The organism is Candidatus Rhodoblastus alkanivorans, from assembly GCF_022760755.1.
GTDB classification, from domain to species: Bacteria; Pseudomonadota; Alphaproteobacteria; order Rhizobiales; family Beijerinckiaceae; genus Rhodoblastus; species Rhodoblastus alkanivorans.
Window position 1 is genome coordinate 1,830,409 of sequence record NZ_JAIVFP010000001.1, and the last position, 15,315, is coordinate 1,845,723.

The 15,315-nt window shown below is 65.7% G+C and carries 16 protein-coding genes and 1 pseudogene; 9 read left to right on the plus strand and 8 right to left on the minus strand.

The window, feature by feature from the left end:
- Positions 1–51 precede the first annotated feature (51 nt).
- The gene (gene sohB, locus K2U94_RS08455; RefSeq protein WP_243066791.1) at positions 52–1,080 is read left to right on the plus strand and encodes a protease SohB; all 1,029 of its coding nucleotides are present in this window, start codon (positions 52–54) and stop codon (positions 1,078–1,080) included.
- An 818-nt stretch (positions 1,081–1,898) separates the two neighbouring features.
- On the opposite strand, the gene K2U94_RS08460 is transcribed toward sohB, so the two are convergent.
- The 3 genes from K2U94_RS08460 to K2U94_RS08470 all read right to left on the minus strand — a co-directional run bounded on the left by K2U94_RS08460 (position 1,899) and on the right by K2U94_RS08470 (position 4,104).
- Positions 1,899–2,621, minus strand: coding sequence for a site-specific integrase (locus K2U94_RS08460; RefSeq protein ID WP_243066792.1), 723 nt, complete (start codon positions 2,619–2,621; stop codon positions 1,899–1,901).
- Positions 2,622–2,677: 56 nt separating this feature from the next.
- Entirely contained in the window at positions 2,678–3,517 is an 840-nt protein-coding gene (locus K2U94_RS08465) for an IS5 family transposase (protein ID WP_243065792.1), read from the minus strand.
- A 77-nt stretch (positions 3,518–3,594) separates the two neighbouring features.
- Complete coding sequence (locus tag K2U94_RS08470) at positions 3,595–4,104, minus strand: integrase arm-type DNA-binding domain-containing protein (protein ID WP_243066793.1); 510 nt, start codon at positions 4,102–4,104, stop codon at positions 3,595–3,597.
- 507 nt (positions 4,105–4,611) lie between these two features.
- Here K2U94_RS08470 and K2U94_RS08475 point away from each other — a divergent pair.
- The 4 genes from K2U94_RS08475 (at position 4,612) to K2U94_RS08490 (ending at position 8,572) form a co-directional block, all read left to right on the plus strand.
- Positions 4,612–5,652: an amino acid ABC transporter substrate-binding protein gene (locus K2U94_RS08475; protein ID WP_243066794.1), complete on the plus strand. Its 1,041-nt coding sequence runs from the start codon at positions 4,612–4,614 to the stop codon at positions 5,650–5,652.
- Positions 5,649–6,632: an amino acid ABC transporter permease gene (locus K2U94_RS08480; protein ID WP_243066795.1), complete on the plus strand. Its 984-nt coding sequence runs from the start codon at positions 5,649–5,651 to the stop codon at positions 6,630–6,632. The genes K2U94_RS08475 and K2U94_RS08480 overlap by 4 nt, the downstream gene beginning before the upstream one ends.
- Positions 6,629–7,759: an amino acid ABC transporter permease gene (locus K2U94_RS08485; RefSeq protein WP_243066796.1), complete on the plus strand. Its 1,131-nt coding sequence runs from the start codon at positions 6,629–6,631 to the stop codon at positions 7,757–7,759. The genes K2U94_RS08480 and K2U94_RS08485 overlap by 4 nt, the downstream gene beginning before the upstream one ends.
- A 114-nt stretch (positions 7,760–7,873) precedes the next feature.
- Entirely contained in the window at positions 7,874–8,572 is a 699-nt protein-coding gene (locus K2U94_RS08490) for an MIP family channel protein (RefSeq protein WP_243066797.1), read from the plus strand.
- 47 nt (positions 8,573–8,619) lie between these two features.
- Here K2U94_RS08490 and K2U94_RS08495 read toward each other — a convergent pair.
- Positions 8,620–8,873, minus strand: a pseudogene (locus K2U94_RS08495) (IS5/IS1182 family transposase); the annotation flags it as partial.
- Positions 8,874–8,893: 20 nt separating this feature from the next.
- Positions 8,894–10,003, minus strand: coding sequence for a DUF2336 domain-containing protein (locus K2U94_RS08500; protein WP_243066798.1), 1,110 nt, complete (start codon positions 10,001–10,003; stop codon positions 8,894–8,896).
- Between the two features lie 186 nt (positions 10,004–10,189).
- On the opposite strand from K2U94_RS08500, the gene K2U94_RS08505 reads away from it, so the two are divergent.
- Entirely contained in the window at positions 10,190–10,378 is a 189-nt protein-coding gene (locus K2U94_RS08505) for a hypothetical protein (RefSeq protein ID WP_243066799.1), read from the plus strand.
- Positions 10,379–10,396: 18 nt separating this feature from the next.
- Here K2U94_RS08505 and K2U94_RS08510 read toward each other — a convergent pair whose 3' ends face one another.
- The 3 genes from K2U94_RS08510 to K2U94_RS08520 form a co-directional block, all read right to left on the minus strand.
- Entirely contained in the window at positions 10,397–11,104 is a 708-nt protein-coding gene (locus tag K2U94_RS08510) for a hypothetical protein (protein ID WP_243066800.1), read from the minus strand.
- Entirely contained in the window at positions 11,101–11,679 is a 579-nt protein-coding gene (locus K2U94_RS08515; RefSeq protein WP_243066801.1) for a DUF1214 domain-containing protein, read from the minus strand. Before K2U94_RS08515 ends, K2U94_RS08510 begins: the two co-directional genes overlap by 4 nt.
- A gap of 179 nt (positions 11,680–11,858) precedes the next feature.
- Positions 11,859–12,404, minus strand: a complete 546-nt coding sequence (locus K2U94_RS08520) for a hypothetical protein (protein WP_243066802.1) — start codon at positions 12,402–12,404, stop codon at positions 11,859–11,861.
- A gap of 167 nt (positions 12,405–12,571) precedes the next feature.
- Here K2U94_RS08520 and K2U94_RS08525 point away from each other — a divergent pair, with 167 nt between their 5' ends.
- Genes K2U94_RS08525 through K2U94_RS08535 form a run of 3 tightly spaced genes read left to right on the plus strand, consistent with a single transcriptional unit; the run spans position 12,572 to position 15,188 of the window.
- Positions 12,572–13,072 (plus strand): PepSY domain-containing protein, encoded by a 501-nt coding sequence (locus tag K2U94_RS08525; protein ID WP_243066803.1) that lies wholly within the window; start codon positions 12,572–12,574, stop codon positions 13,070–13,072.
- 12 nt (positions 13,073–13,084) lie between these two features.
- Positions 13,085–13,804: a response regulator transcription factor gene (locus K2U94_RS08530; protein WP_243066804.1), complete on the plus strand. Its 720-nt coding sequence runs from the start codon at positions 13,085–13,087 to the stop codon at positions 13,802–13,804.
- A 4-nt stretch (positions 13,805–13,808) separates the two neighbouring features.
- Positions 13,809–15,188, plus strand: a complete 1,380-nt coding sequence (locus K2U94_RS08535) for a sensor histidine kinase (RefSeq protein WP_243066805.1) — start codon at positions 13,809–13,811, stop codon at positions 15,186–15,188.
- Positions 15,189–15,315 lie beyond the last annotated feature (127 nt).

The window sequence follows — 15,315 nt, forward strand, 5'->3', positions numbered from 1 at the left end:
GGCGGCCGTGGAAAGACGCGGCGAGCCGATCGCGCGTAAGGACCTCTTCCCATGGCCTTCTGGTTGGAAATAGCATCCTTCGCCCTGAAAGCCGTTCTTATCGTTGCGGCGCTCAGCGCCCTCGCGCTGCTCGTCGCGCGCCTGACGCGCCGCGACGCAGGGCGCGGGCGCGAAATCGAGGTCCGCTCGCTCAACGAGCGCTACGACCGGATGCGCGACGAACTCGACGCGGAAATCCTCGACAGCAAGGAGCGACGGTCGCTCGCCAGGGCCCGCAAGCGCGAGGCCAAGGCGCGCGCGGCGGCTCCGGCCGGCAAGCGCGTTTATGTGCTCGGCTTCAAGGGCGACTTGGTGGCGTCGGCCGTCAAGCGCCTGGCCCGGGAGATCGACGCTGTGCTTACCGTCGCCCGGCCGGAGACAGACGAGGTCGTGTTGCGCCTGCAAAGCTCCGGCGGCACGGTGACCGGCTACGGCCTCGCCGCCGCCGAAATCTCGCGTCTTCGTGACCGCAAGATCAGGGTCACGGTCTCCGTCGATCAGGTCGCGGCGAGCGGCGGCTACATGATGGCCTGCGCGGGGGACAAAATCGTCGCCGCGCCTTTCGCGCTCATCGGCTCGATCGGCGTCGTGGCGCAGGTGCCGAACCTCCATCGCCTTCTCAAGAAGAACGATATCGACTTCGAGGAGCTGACGGCGGGCGAATTCAAGCGGTCCGTCTCGGTGCTCGGAGAGATCACGCCGGCCGGCCGCGAGCATTTCCGCGGCAAGATCGAGGACACGCATGCCGCCTTCAAGAGCTTCGTCGCCGATCGCCGCCCGGCCGCCGACCTCGCCAAGGTCGCCACCGGCGACGTGTGGCTGGCGAGCGAGGCCGTGGGCCTCGGCCTCGTGGACGCCTTGTCGACCGGCGACGATCTCATCTTCCGCTTGAAGGACGAGGCGCGCCTCTTCGAAGTCGCAACCGCGGCGCGCAGGACGCTCCTGCAACAGCTTCTCGGCGGCCTCGGCTTCGACGGGCCATCGGCGCTCGCGCCGCTTGGCGCGATCGCCAAAGCGTTCAGCGCCGTTCGTAGCAATTGACGGCGACGCGAGGACTGCGCGTCAGTCGTGGAGCGCCGCGCATTGGACGAGGCAGGTCTTGTCCTTGCGGCGGAACAGCACGAGCGAGGATCGATTGTCGTAGCCTCTGACCTAGCCGGCGAGGCCCCAGCTGTCGGCGAGCGCCTTTTCGATCGTCAACGGCGGCTTGGCGAACGCGACGCCGACCCCGAGGAGCGCGAGCCAAAGGCCAAGGACGACGCGCATTCTTCTCCTCCCGGGCCGAGCCGCAGCGCCAAGCGGGCGCAGCGAAGGCCCGCAACGTGGCGGAATTGCGGATCGAGGCGGGATGCCCGCTTTGTCACCCCAGCGCGCCCTGCTGTCTCGCTGTCCACGCTCGACCTCGACAAGGTCGCCAACGGCGACATCTGGCCCGTCCGCGAGACGATGGCGCTCGCCCTCGTCGACGAGCTGTCGACCAACTGCATCGTCGCCATCATCGGCCCCAATACCATCATTCGGCCAAGGGCCGCTTTTCGCCTCTTCGAGCCGATGGCTTTTCCAGGTGCGAAAGACCGCCATGGGTCACGAACGCCAGTTCATTTCGTTTTCGGAACGTCCGCTGAGTGTGCGGCAGCTGCTGGCGGGACCTTTATGAGGTAGGGCCGCAAAGTGTTGAACACACCCAATCGCCAATGACAGAGGGGGCACGCCTTTGCCAATCAAACGCCGTCAAAAGTAATCCTCAGGAAAGGGACGCTGCGAGCCGCGATTCTGTGGCAGGAAATAGCAAGCTATTGATAGGTCTGCGGCAAAGGAAAACTCGCAGGGCCAAGCAAGTGTAATTTTCGCAATCTACACTATGAGCCGCTTTCAACGCTCTCGTTCTCTCCCGCGTCCGCGCCGTCCTCACGCAGCTCTGTTTTTTCTCCGCTGAGCGACGCCGCGATCGCCGCGCCGATCGTGTTGATGGCGGCAAGGGCGGGATCAATGTCGACATGCGCATAGCGTTGCGTCGTCGCCGCCTGCGTATGGCCAAGAAGCCGGCCAATGACGGGCAGATTGAGTCCGCTCGCGACGCCGATGCTCGCCGCTGTATGGCGCAAGTCGTGAATCCGGACGTCTTCGACGCCGGCGCGCTTGCGTATGAGCGCCCACGGCTTGGCAAGATTGACGAGAGGCTTTTTTGCAAGCCTCCCCTCGATGACATGGGGGTTATCCGATCCTTCCGCCGCCGCCTTTCTGACGCGCAGCAATTCGATTGCTTGATCGCTCAAAAACAGCGGCTTTGCGCCTGTCTTGCTCTCGGGCAGGGCGATCACGCGCCGATTCCAGTCAACCCATTCCCAGCGCGCGCCCAGTATTTCTGAAACGCGAGCGCCGGTCAGAAGAAGTAGTCGTATTGCGGCGTCCATGTGGGCGTTGATTTCGCCGGCGTCGAGCGCAACGGCTAGCGCTTGGCCGACGCGGACAAGCTCATCGGGTGAGAGGTATCTTTGTCGCGCTTGTTCGCGATATTTCACGATGTGGCGACAGGGGTTGCTGCCGTCTGGCCTATAGCCCCAAACCTCGGCCATGATCATCATTTTCGACAGAAGCGCGATGCTTCGATTGGCCTGATAAGAACCCGACTCGAATTTCAATTCTGACTGGCTTTTGCCCTCGCCAGCCTTCGCATGAGAAGGAAAGCCAGGGCCAATTGCAGCCACGCGAGGGCGGATTCGATGGTCGCCTCGAAGTCTTTTGACAGACGGCGCGCGCGATTGATCCAACCGAGCGTCCTTTCGACGACCCAGCGTTTCGGCAGCACCGTAAATCCTTTCACCTCTTTATCGGTTCGCTTGACGACGGTGATGGAAATGCGGCTCGCCTCGAAGGCTGCGCGCTTGGCTTCATCACCCTGATAACCCCCGTCGACGAAGGACATTTTCACCCACGGGCTCTTGCGATGCACGGCCTTCAGCAACGGCGCGAGAGCGTCGCGGTCCTGCACGTCGGCGGTCGTGATCTGGCATTCGATGGGCAGACCGATCGTGTCGACGGCGAGATGGCGCTTGCGCCCCTTGACCTTCTTGCCCGCATCGAAACCACGGGGGCCGCCGGCTTCCGTCGTCTTGACAGATTGGCTGTCGACGACGACAGCCGTCGGCGCGGCCTCACGGCTTTCCGCTTCGCGGGCGTCCATCACGAGAACGCTGATGATTTGCGCCCACACGCCGCTGTCGCGCCACGCGTAGAAGCGGTTTTGCACGGTCGTGAACGGCGGAAAATCCTTCGGCAGATATCGCCATGGGCAGCCGCAGCGGATCAAATAAAACAAGGCGTTGAGAATGATCTGGGCATCTGTCGGCTTGCGTCCGCGCCGTTTGGGCGGCGGCAACAGCGGCGAAATCAGCGCCAGTTCGGCCTCCGACATATCGCTTGAATAGCGCGCCCGAATGACTTCATACTTCGCGCGATCGGCCTCGCTCCACGGCATCGCGAATCTCCCAAAGTTGTTGCAAACCAAGGGAATCAAGGGCCGCGAGGCCGGTCAACCAATTTCAGGTCAGGCTCTTAGCGAAGTGGGAGTGCCTGTCCGGCGACTTTAAGTCGCCCGAGGGCTGGCAACAAATGCGCCGAGGCGATCTGGCGGTAGCCAGCGGCCGATCTCGGCTTTTTCCGCGGGAGATGTTCGTCCTCAAACCTTTTCCAAAGATCAGCGACCGTTGGAGCGGTGCGGAGTGATTCCTTTTGGCCTTGCGGATCTTCGCCGCGAGCCACGGCGGCTAGCACTTGGGTGGCGATTTCGCGCGCTTGCTCGCACGTCAGCTGTCCGTGCGCGCCAACCGCATACCACCGAGGTCGCCCCGTGCGACCACCGCCCACGCGATATTTGACGATATATTTTTTCTTTCCGGTCGGCAGAATCTTGACGCCGAAACCGCTCAGCTGATCGTCCCATGCATAGCTGGCTTCAGACGCGGAGGGGAGGGCGTCAACAAGCTTTTTGGTAAGGCGGGGCATGGCGTAGCGGCTCATGGGCGACGTGCAATCATCGAACGGCTCGGCAAAAATAGCAACCACCTAGCAACCACCAAAACGGGAAGCCGCGTGATCGACGGGGGCTACGAATGAAATGTGCGACATTCATAACTTGCTGAAAATAACGGCATTATATGACAATTTCAGTATCAGAGAGTTATGGCGGGAAATCGTGGGAAACAGCGTTTTTCATAACTTTTAATCAGAGGGTCCTGGGTTCGAGTCCCAGCGCGCTCACCAAGGAAAACAATAAGTTGTTGCGGAAAGCCCGGCTGGATTGTCGGGATTTTTCGTTTTTGGGCAATGAATGGGGCGAACTGGATTGACTTTCGCGCCGCCTTGTTACGGCCGATGTATGTTTGCATCAAATTCGTCGCCAAGGGCAGGCGCTGAAAACAGGCCGCAGGACGTTCGCGAGACGCGCATCGAGACGGGCGTCAGAGTCCGCTGACCGCTGGCGAGGCCGGCGCGATCCGCTTTGGTCTTGGCCGGAATCGCTTTGCACGCGGCGACGCAGCGCATAGGCTGGGCCGGATGGAACAAACGGACATGCGCAAATCTGTCAAACCGAAACTCAATTTCGCGGCGATCGGCTTTGCCTTCTTTTTTTTGGCTTTTTTCGCGGCGCGGGCGGTTCGGGCCGATACGCTCGACGAGACGCGCAGGCGCGGTTTTGTCGTCTGCGGCGTGAATATTGGGCTTGCCGGCTTCGGCTTGCCGGATGATCGCGGCGCGTGGCGGGGCTTCGACATCGATTATTGCCGCGCGGTCGCGGCGGCCATATTTGACGATCCAGCGAAAGTGACGTTCATCCCGCTTTCCGCCAAAGACCGTTTCACCGCTTTGCAATCGGGCGAGGTGGACATTCTCTCGCGCAACACCACGTGGACGGAATCGCGCGAGGTGGGGCAGGGGCTGCTGTTCACCGGAATCAATTATTTTGACGGCCAGGGTTTCATGGTTCGCAAGAGCCTCGGGATCACCTCCGCCTTGCGGCTCAACGGCGCCTCGATCTGCGCCCAGCAGGGCACCACGACAGAACTCAATCTCGCGGATTTCTTCCGCTCGCATGGCATGAAGGCGGAATCGGTGGTGTTCGCGAGCGCCGACGAGGCGATCAAGGCCTATGATTCAGGCCGTTGCGACGCCTTTACCACCGACGGCTCCGCGCTCTATGCCCAGCGCCTGAAACTGACCCATCCGGAAGACCATGTCGTGCTGAAGGAAACGATTTCCAAGGAGCCGTTCAGCCCGGCGGTGCGGCAGGGCGACGACCGTTGGTTCAATCTGGTGAAATGGACGGAATTCGCGCTGCTCGACGCCGAGGAGCTGGGCGTGACCTCGAAGAGTGTCGAGGAGATGAAGACGTCGAGCAATCCCGCCATCCGCCGCCTGCTTGGCGTCGAGGGCGATTTCGGCGCGGGGCTCGGCCTGACGCCGGACTGGGCGGCGCGGATCGTCAAGGCGGTCGGCAATTACGGCGAAATTTTCGATCGCAATCTCGGCAAGGATTCAGCCCTCAAAATTCCACGCGGGCTCAACGCGCTGTGGCGCGATGGCGGGCTCCATTACGCCCCTCCGGTGCGATGACGGCGCGCGCCGCGCGACGCTGGGCGATTCAGGCCCCGCTGCTGCTCGCGGTCGGCGGTCTGTTCGTCTTCGCTTATCTCAACGCCCGCGACAACCTGCGGGCCCTGGGAATCCCGACGTCCTTCGCCTTTCTCGACGACGTCGCCGGCTTCAGCATCAACCAGAGTCTCATTCCCTATTCGCCCTTGTCGTCCTATGGCCGGGCGCTGCTGGTCGGTCTGCTCAATACCCTGATGGTTTCGGCGCTGTCCGGTCTTTTCGCGACGCTCATCGGCTTCGCCATGGGCTTTGCGCGGCTGTCGCGAAATCTGGCGCTGTCGCGGCTTGCGGGCGCCTATGTCGCGATCGTGCGCAACCTGCCGCTGCTGCTGCAGATCCTGTTCTGGTATGTCGCGGTGCTGGCGCCGCTGCCGGGGCCGGCGGATTCCTATCATTTCGCCGGCTTTTACCTCAACAACCGCGGCTTGAGTGGGCCAGCCCTTTCTTTTGCCCATGGCTGGCCCGTGGCGGACTGGCCCGTGTTCGATTCGGCGGTGAACCCTTTCAATGTCGCGGGCGGCTGGCGCCTCGCGCCCGAGGCCTGCGCCCTGATCCTTGGCCTGTCGATCTATACCGGCTCCTATATCGCCGAAATCGTGCGGGCCGGGGTGCAAAGCGTGCCGCAAGGCCAGAGCGAGGCGGCGGCGGCTTTGGGCCTGAGCGCGTCGCAGGCGCGGCGGCTGGTGATCCGGCCCCAGGCGATGCGGGTGATCCTGCCGCCGCTCATCAGCCAATATCTGGCGATGACGAAGAATTCTTCGCTTGCCGCCTTCGTCGGCTTCGCCGATCTGATGCAGGTCTCGGGCACGATCCTCAACCAGACCGGCGCAGCCTTGCAGGTCATCGCGCTGGTCATGGCGCTCTATCTCGGCCTGTCGCTGGCGACCCTTGTTCTGGTGCGGCTCTACGAGCGCCGGCTGCGCTGGGGAGGGCGGACATGACGGACTTTTTGCGCGCGGCGCCGGCGCCGCAACGCCCGCCGCCGAAAATCGTGCGGCCATTCCGGGCGGTCGTGCGGGAAAATCTGTTCGCGGATTGGACGTCCGCCCTGATCACGCTCGCTGTCGCCGCCTTGCTGGCGCTGGGGCTGGGGCCTTTGTGGCGTTTCCTCGTCGCCGACGCCGTGTGGCGGGCGTCCGACGGCGTCCCATGCCGGGCGCCGGGCGCGGGCGCGTGCTGGGCCTTCATCGCCGCCAAGGCGCCATTCTTCATTTACGGCTCCTACCCGCCCGACCAGCGCTGGCGCGTCGATCTCGCCTTCGCCCTCGCCGCCGCGCTGATTGTCTGGCTGCTGTGGCCGCGAGCGAAGCGCAAGGGCGTCGCCGCTCTCGGCTTTTTCGTCGCTCTTCCCGCGGTTGGTTTCGCGCTGCTCAGCGGGGCGCCGGCGCTCGGTCTGCCGCGGGTTGGGACCAATCTGTGGGGCGGCGCTATGGTGACGCTGCTGGTCGCGCTGACGGGCATTGTCGTCGCCTTGCCGGGCGGGGTGCTGCTCGCGCTGGGGCGGCGCTCCGACCTGCCGGCGGTGCGAGCTCTATGCGTGGGGCTGATCGAATTCGTGCGCGGCGCGCCTTTGATCGCGGTGCTGTTCATGGCCAACGCCATGCTGCCGTTGTTCCTGCCGCCGGACTGGGCGCCGGACCGTTTGCTGCGGCCCCTGATCGGCATCGCTTTATTCGCCTCCGCCTATATGGCGGAGGTCGCGCGCGCGGGGCTCAACGCCGTGCCGCGCGGTCAGGGGGAGGCGGCGCAGGCCCTGGGGCTCGGCCGGATCGCGACCCTGCGCTTCGTCATTCTGCCGCAGGCGCTGGCGGCGGTGATCCCCGCGATCGTCAATAATTTCGTGGCTTTATTCAAGGACACGACCCTGGTGGCGATCGTCGGCATCTTCGACTTCCTGCACACGGTGGACGTGGCGCGGGTCGATCCGCGCTGGGCCGGGCCGAATATCGCCGTCACGGCCTATGCCTTCGCCGGCCTGTTCTATCTGGGCTTCTGCCTCGCCATGTCGGCCTATGCGCGCGGCGTCGAGCGGCGGCTGGCGGCGGGCCGTCATCAAACTCGCATGTGAAGATGGAAAGCTGAAGCGCAGCTGAGGCTCGGGACCTCCCGTGCGAAAAGTCACTTGGCGCACAGAAGACAGCGACTAAGCTGGCGTCGCCATTCTGGCTTGGGGGAGGTCAATATGAAAAAATATATTGCGGAAGTCATAGGGACCGCGGCTCTGGTCTTTTTTGGCTGCGGCTCGGTCACCTTCGCGGGAATGGGCGATCTGCTCGGCTCGTCCACGCCTTTCGCGCCGCTCGCGGTCATCGCCATTTCCATGGCCTTCGGCCTCACCTTGGCGGCGATGGCCTATGGGGTCGGCCCGGTGTCCGGCTGTCATGTCAATCCGGCGGTTTCGGTCGGGGTCTGGGTCGCGGGCCGGCTTTCGACCGCCGACCTCGTCGGCTACATCATTTCCCAATGCATTGGCGCGATCATCGGCGCCGGCGTGCTCTACCTCATCCTGTCGGGACATCAGGGCGGCTGGGACCTCGCCAAGAGCGGCCTCGGTCAGAACGGCTGGTCCGAATATTCGACGACCTCGGCCTTTATCGCCGAATTCGTCGGGACTTTCTTTTTCCTGGTCGTGATCCTCGGCGCGACTTCGGAGAAAGGCGTTACGCCGGTCGCCGGCGTGGCGATCGGCGTGGCCTTGCTCGTCATTCACATCAACCTGATCCGCGTCACCGGCACGTCGGTCAATCCGGCGCGCTCGCTGGGCCCGGCTTTGTTCGTCGGCGGCAAGGCGCTGGCGCAGCTCTGGCTGTTTATCGTCGCGCCGATTGCGGGCGCGGTCGCGGCGGGCGCCCTGTTCCGCGCCAAAGTCATCGAGCCATAGAGGCCGGACTCGTAACCAGCGCCTGACCGCGGGCGCTCGAGGAGCCGTTCGGGCAACGCCGCGGCCGCCGTGCAATCGGCGGCTTGCCTGCTGGTCAGCATGAAGCGGGCGGCATTGGGCGTCCGTCAACGCATGGATCGTCGTCTTGCGCCCGCCGCCGAGCGACGGGCTTTGATCGCCGAACTGTCGATCAGGACTTGCGTTGGCTGCGCGCCGGCTCGCGCAAGCGCGTGAAATAGCTCGGCGCGCCGCCTTTCTTCGCCCGGTGGACGACGCCATTGTCGAGCGTCTTCCTCGGTCCGTTTTTCGGGTGGCGCGTGTTCAGGCGCGGTTCTGGTTCGTCGCTCTCACAGATGTCGCTTCGCCGATGTCGCGCCTTTCGGCTGCCGCCGCGGGCCGGGGAATGGGCGGGCGTGTGGCGCCGGGCGCGGAATTGCGCGGGGCGCCGGCCATGGCTTCGATCATCCGCAGGGCGACGCGGCGCGGAACGGTTTTGATCAGGCGCATTTCGCGGTCGAAGGATTCGGGTGACAGAGCGATTTTGGGAAAGGCGACCAGGAGAATGCGCGCGGCGACATCCGCCGGCAGGCCGATGGCGACGAAGGCGATGGCCAATGCGTCGCCGATTTCGTCGTCCACGATGCGCCGCGCCGTCATCGCGTCGCATTTCAGCAGTTCGGCCATGGCCAGCGCGAAGCTCGCCCGCTTCTGCCTTATCGCTGACGCTTCGATTCGCCCGGCCGTCTCCGCGTCGAGGGCCGCGCTGGGTTCGGGTCGGCCCGCGTGGATCAGATTGGCGTCGAGCGCCAGGGCGAGCAGCCGCGTCCGCTCCCGCGCATCGGCGCAAAGATAAAGCGGCAGGCAGTCGAGGGTCGGATCGCCGCGATCAAGCAGGGCGCGCGCCAGCGCGGAATCGTCGCGCCCGCGCGCCGCGAGCAGGCGAATGTCCTCGGGCCACAAGGGCGCCTTGGGATTGGCGGCAAGGGCGCGCAAGACTTCGCGCTCCGGCCGGGCGGCGAGGATTCGGACGATCTCGCGGTCGAGGTCGCCGCGTCCCGCCACCGCGCAGGCCTGGTCGCAGGCGCCGCTCGAAGCGATCTGGCGCAGGTCGCGCCACCCGATCTTCGCGCCCCTCAGCAGGATTTCCCGGGCCGGCTCGCCGCCGCGCGCGCGGATGCGCTGGATCAGGGCGGGCGGGGCGTCGAGGCAGCGTCCCAATTTACGCGCGACATTGGTGAGGGTGGTCTCGTCGGCGTTGTCGATCAACTGGCCCGCCATCTCCTCGTAAAGGCGGATTTCCTCGCTGGTGTGCAGCGGGCGCAGGGCGAAGAGGTCGGTTGTGACGCGCAGCAGCACCGGGCGCATTTCTTCCGGATTGGCCTCGGCTGAAGCAGCGAGGTCGCGCAGGCGGGCGTATATGTCGGTCGGCATGACGGGCCCCGAAATTTTTCGGACGACGCGAACCTAGGCGAGCTTTATTGACGCTTCATTAACCATCACATCCCATTAATCGAACAGGTGAAATTCAACGGTGAATTTTTAACGGATGCGACTGTTCAATTTTCGCGGCCACCGGGACGAGGCGATTCGGTCGGAGGCCTAAAGAGGTCAAGCGCCATGGGCGAAATCGTGCCGTTCCGTATCGCCAGTCGGCCCCGCGCCGTCGACGCGCCGCCGCAGGGACCGGCGCAGATCCTGTTCTTTCTCGGCGTCCGCTATGTCCGCGACGACGGCGAGAAGGGCGGGCCGAAAAACCGCAAATCCGACGCCGGCGCGCGCCGGACCCGCCGCGGGAAGCGCGCCTGAGTTTTGCCGCCGCGCCGGTCAGCGCGTTGGCTTCTCCATGGAACATTGTGCGCTCGCCAGCGCGGCCGCGGCGGCGTCATAGTCGCCCTCGCGCAGGCTGAGGACGCGAAAAACCGCGAAGCCCCTCGGGCTCGGCGACACCAGCCGCAATTCATCGCCCGGGCCGGGAGTCGGCGCCGCATCCTGGCCCGATCCTTGGCCGGATCCTTGGCCCGATGCTTGGCCTGATCCTTGGTCGGCGTCCTGGTTCGTATCCTGGGACGGGTCCAGGGCGTCGGCCTGCGCCTGGCTGACGATCAGGATGTTGAACGTCCCGCCCGGCGTCTGGCGATCGTTGCCGGAATAGATGATCGTGCCGTCGGTCAGCCGCACCGAAACCGAAAAGGGCCGGTCGCCATCGGCCTGCGCCCGCAGCCGCAAGGGGCCGCGGGACAAATCGAACCGGCAGACAGCCAAAGCCGCGAAGGGATCGGAAAAGGCCGTGCCCTGGCCTCCGACCGCGGGCCGGGGCAGCGTTGCCTTTTGGCCGAGCGCGAGACGGGAGGCGAGCACGCGATAGGGCGCGCCCGGCCAGAGGGTCGGCAAGGCAAGAATGGTCAGTAGGTGGATGGCGACAGCGCCGAACAGCGCGCCGAGCGCCCAGGGCGCAACGCCAATCGCGCGGTCGATCCAGGCAAGGCGCGACGCTTTCGAGAAGCTCGCGGGGCGGGAGAGAAGCTCGCTCATGAGCAGCCGTTCCGGACGATGGACGGGACCTCCATCCCTTCATAGGCATATCCGACCGCGGTGGTCGCCGCCTGATAAGCGCGCAAAATCAGAATGAAGCGGCTCTTTTCGTCCAGAGGCAGCCAGTTGCCGGGCCGCGCCTCCCGCGCCGCCGCAATCCGGAAATCTCCATTGGCGTCGCGCAGCAAGGCGGTGGAGGTCAGGCCATAGCGATGGGCGGCGTTTGGCCGCAATTTGCCGTCGACGTCATAGACGCTCAACGTCCAGAAGCGGGCGGACGGCGCCGAGCCGGATATGAGATAGTCGCAGCGGGCGTCGAGCGGCGCGCCCATATCGTCCGTCTTGGCGATGAAGGCCAGGCCCTCGCCGGAGCCGAGCGGCAAGGCGCCGTCCACCGCGAGACTCGCCCGCGCGTAGGGATCGATGTCGGAATTGCCGATCTGCGGCCAGGTCGTCCAAGCTCCGATCTGGATGGCGCCGAAGCCGGGTCCGTCCTGGAGGGAGGCCGTCGTCGCCGTGAGGCCAAGCGCCACGGCTACGATCGCCGCGAACGGCAGGGCTCTCAAACCGCTCAATCTCCCCTCCCGCTGGCCGGGCAAGATGCGGCGCTCACTTTCGGCGATTCCTCATTGCCTTGCGAAAAGGCGGCGTGCGATTTCTGCACGCCGCCCTAGGCCCATTGGTGGCATAAAGCTGGAGTGGCTGGCAAGCGGGCGGACCCGCGAAAAGGACGTCGCGCTCTCGTTCCGGCGCGTCAGCGCCAGAAGACGAGCCGGGAGCCGAGATTCAGGGCCGCTTCGCTCAGATGGGCGGCGCCGTCGCGCAGCGACGCCGCCTGGGCGCCGATCGCAGCCGATCCGGGGAGGGCGAGGCCGAGAAATTTCATGGAGCCGATGGCCGATGCGGCTGCCGGACCGGGCGGTGGGACGACAGCTGCCGCCGTCGTCGCCTCGGGGCGACGAAGCGCCGTCGTCGCCTCGACGCGACGAAGCGCCTTCGGCGGCGGGGCGCGGGGCGCCGGTTTGACGGCGGCGGGCGAGGGCGCCGCGACGCCGCTCTCCGCCTCGGGCGTGAATTCGCTCAGGCTCGCCAGCACGGCGAGCTGTTCGGGGTAATAGGCGAGGTTGCGCAGGCCGGCCGGCGCCGGGGCCGCCGCCGGAGGCGGCGCGGCGGGGGCGGGCCGGCTGGCGTTCAGTCCGGTGTCGAGCCCGAGCAAAGCCAGCGCCGCCACCGCGAAGGCGCCGCCGATCTTCACCCTCAAAGGCAATGTTTCGAATTCCGCTTCCAGATTCGCTCTCATCCCGGTCTCGTCCCGCGCCGGCGCGCTCATCACTTTGTCCAGGGCATTCAAAGCAGCCATTGCGGCTAAAGCTCGGCTGGATTCGGTCCTTCCGGCGCCAGGTTCGGCGTTGAGCCAAGGATTTGACGGTTCACGTCTTATTCAGATTGTCTTGTTCAAATTTTGGCATGGCCAAAATCCGCGCGTTGGCGTTGCTCCTCTGCCTTGTGGGCCTCGCCGTGGCGGGCGCGGGCGGCACGCGCGCCGACGGCTTTCGCTTTCGCGGCTGGCGGTTGGGGTCGCCGCTGTTCGGGGTTCCCCATTTCGGCGAACCGAATTTCGCGGGCCCGCGCTACGACGGCGCGCTTCCCTATGACGTCGAGACGCTCCCGCCGCCACCGCACGACGAACGGGGCCGCCCGCCTCCCGGCCCGCCGCCAGGCCCGAGAAAATGCTATTCGCCGGCGGAGACGCGCGAGCGCGTCGCCAGCAAGAAGCTGCGCGAGCCCTTCGAGATGATGCGCAAGGCCAGCGCCATGACAAGGGCCGAGGCGCTCGCGGGGAAATTGTGCCGCTGGAACGACGAGGATATCTACGTGATCAGTCTGCTGCGTCACGATGGCGCCCTGATTCGCGTCTTCATGAACGCCGTGACCGGCCAGGTGGTCGGCGCCAGGAAGCCACATTGATGGGAGACGATCTTGCGCCTTCTCGTGATCGAGGACGATAAGGACCTCAACCGCCAGCTCGTCGCGGCGCTCGAAGCGGTGGGCTATGCCGTCGATTCGGCGTTCGATGGCGAGGAGGGCCATTTCCTCGGCGACACCGAGCCCTATGACGCGGTCATTCTCGACATCGGCCTGCCCAAAATGGACGGGATCGCCGTGCTTACCTCCTGGCGCAAGGCTGGCCGGACCATGCCGGTGCTGATCTTGACCGCGCGCGACGGCTGGACCGAAAAGGTGCGCGGTTTCGACGCCGGCGCCGACGATTATGTCGCCAAGCCCTTCCATGTCGAGGAAATCCTCGCCCGCCTGCGCGCTTTGCTGCGCCGGGCCGCCGGCCACGCTTCGAGCGAACTGACCTGCGGGCCGGTCGCGCTCGACACGCGCTCCGGGCGGGTTCTGGTGGCCGGCGCGCCGGTCAAGCTGACCTCGCATGAATACCGTCTGCTCGCCTATCTCATGCACCATTCCGGACGGGTGGTGTCGCGCACCGAAATCGTCGAACATCTTTACGATCAGGACTTCGATCGCGATTCCAACACGATCGAGGTCTTCATCGGCCGCCTGCGCAAGAAGCTCGGCGTGGACGTCCTGCATACGGTGCGCGGGCTCGGCTATGTGATGGAGCCGGAGCCGGCGGATCGCGACGGAACCTCCGCCGGCGCGGCGGGGGGACCGCTCAATCCCGCCCGTTAGCCGAATGTGGCGTCGCGGCCCGCCCTCGATCGCCCGGCGGCTGTTCCTGTCCTCGGCGGCGGCCTGCGTGGTCGTGCTGACGGTCGCGGGGCTGGTGCTGACGGCGCTCTACCGCGACAACGCGCAGGCCGCGCTCGACGACCAGCTCGGCGTCTATCTGCGGGCCCTCGTCGCGGACATCGCCATGTCGCGCGACGAATCCAACGACGCCAGCCAGCTCGCCGAGCCTCAGTTCGATCTGCCTTTTTCCGGCTGGTACTGGCAGATCACGCGGATCGACATCAGTCCGCCGGAAATCCGCGCTTCGCGCTCCCTGTTCGCCTCGCGGCTGCCGCGCCTGAAGGAGAGCGACGCCGATCGCGATCAGGACGGGCGGAGGCGGGGCAATGTCACCGGCCCCGGCGACAAGCCTTTGCGCATGCTGGAGCGCGAGATCAACGCCGGCGATCAGGGCCGTTTCCTGGTGCAGGTCGCGGCGACGACCCAGTCGGTGGACCGCCAGGTCAGGGAATTCGCGGTCGATCTCGGCTTCACCTTTTTGATTCTCGCCCTGCTGCTCGTCGCCGCCATGGCGTTGCAGGTGCGCTTCGGCCTGCGTCCTCTGCGGCGGTTGCGGCGCGGAGTCGTCGCGGTGCGGCGCGGACAGGCGGAGGCGGTCTCGGGCGCGTTTCCGCAGGAGGTCGCGCCGCTCGCCGAGGAATTGAACCTGCTGATCGCCGCCAACCGCGAAATCGTCGAGCGCGCCCGGATCCAGGTCGGCAATCTCGCCCACGCCCTGAAGACGCCTTTGAGCGTCATCGTCAACGAGGCCGACGCCGAGGATTCAGCCCTGGCGCGCAAGGTTTCGGAACAGGCGGAGGTGATGCGCGACCAGGTGAAATTCTATCTCGACCGCGCTCGCGCCGCGACCCGCGCCCGGGCGATCGGCGCTTCCGCCGATCCCGCCGCCGCCCTGGCGGGGATGGCGCGCGCCTTCGCCAAGATCTATCCCGGAATCGAGCTCAAGGTGGATTGCCCTCCCAACTTGCGCTTTCGCGGCGAAGGCCAGGATTTTGACGACATGGCCGGCAATCTCATCGACAACGCCTGCAAATGGGCCCGCGGCGCGGCGCGGGTCGCGGCGGAGCCGCTCGCATCGGGCGGCGGCGACCGCGCGTTTTTCCGCCTCACCATCGACGACGACGGGCCGGGCCTTCCGGCGGACCGCCGCGAGGAGGCTTTGCGTCGGGGACAGCGCCTCGACGAGAGCAAGCCGGGCTCGGGCCTCGGCTTGGCGATCGTCTCCGACCTCGCGGCAGCCTATGGCGGCCGTCTGGAGTTGAGCGATTCGCCGCTCGGCGGCCTGCGCGCGGTGCTGATTCTGCCCGCCTTGCCGCGGGATTGATTCGGCCGGCTATGTTTCAGCTCGAATTTCGATTTAGGAAGGAAAGCGGGAGTCCGCAGAATTGGCAGTTTGCGCGTTGGAGCGGTCGTTCACGAAACAGCGCGAAAAGGGCGGGCGCGTCTTCGTA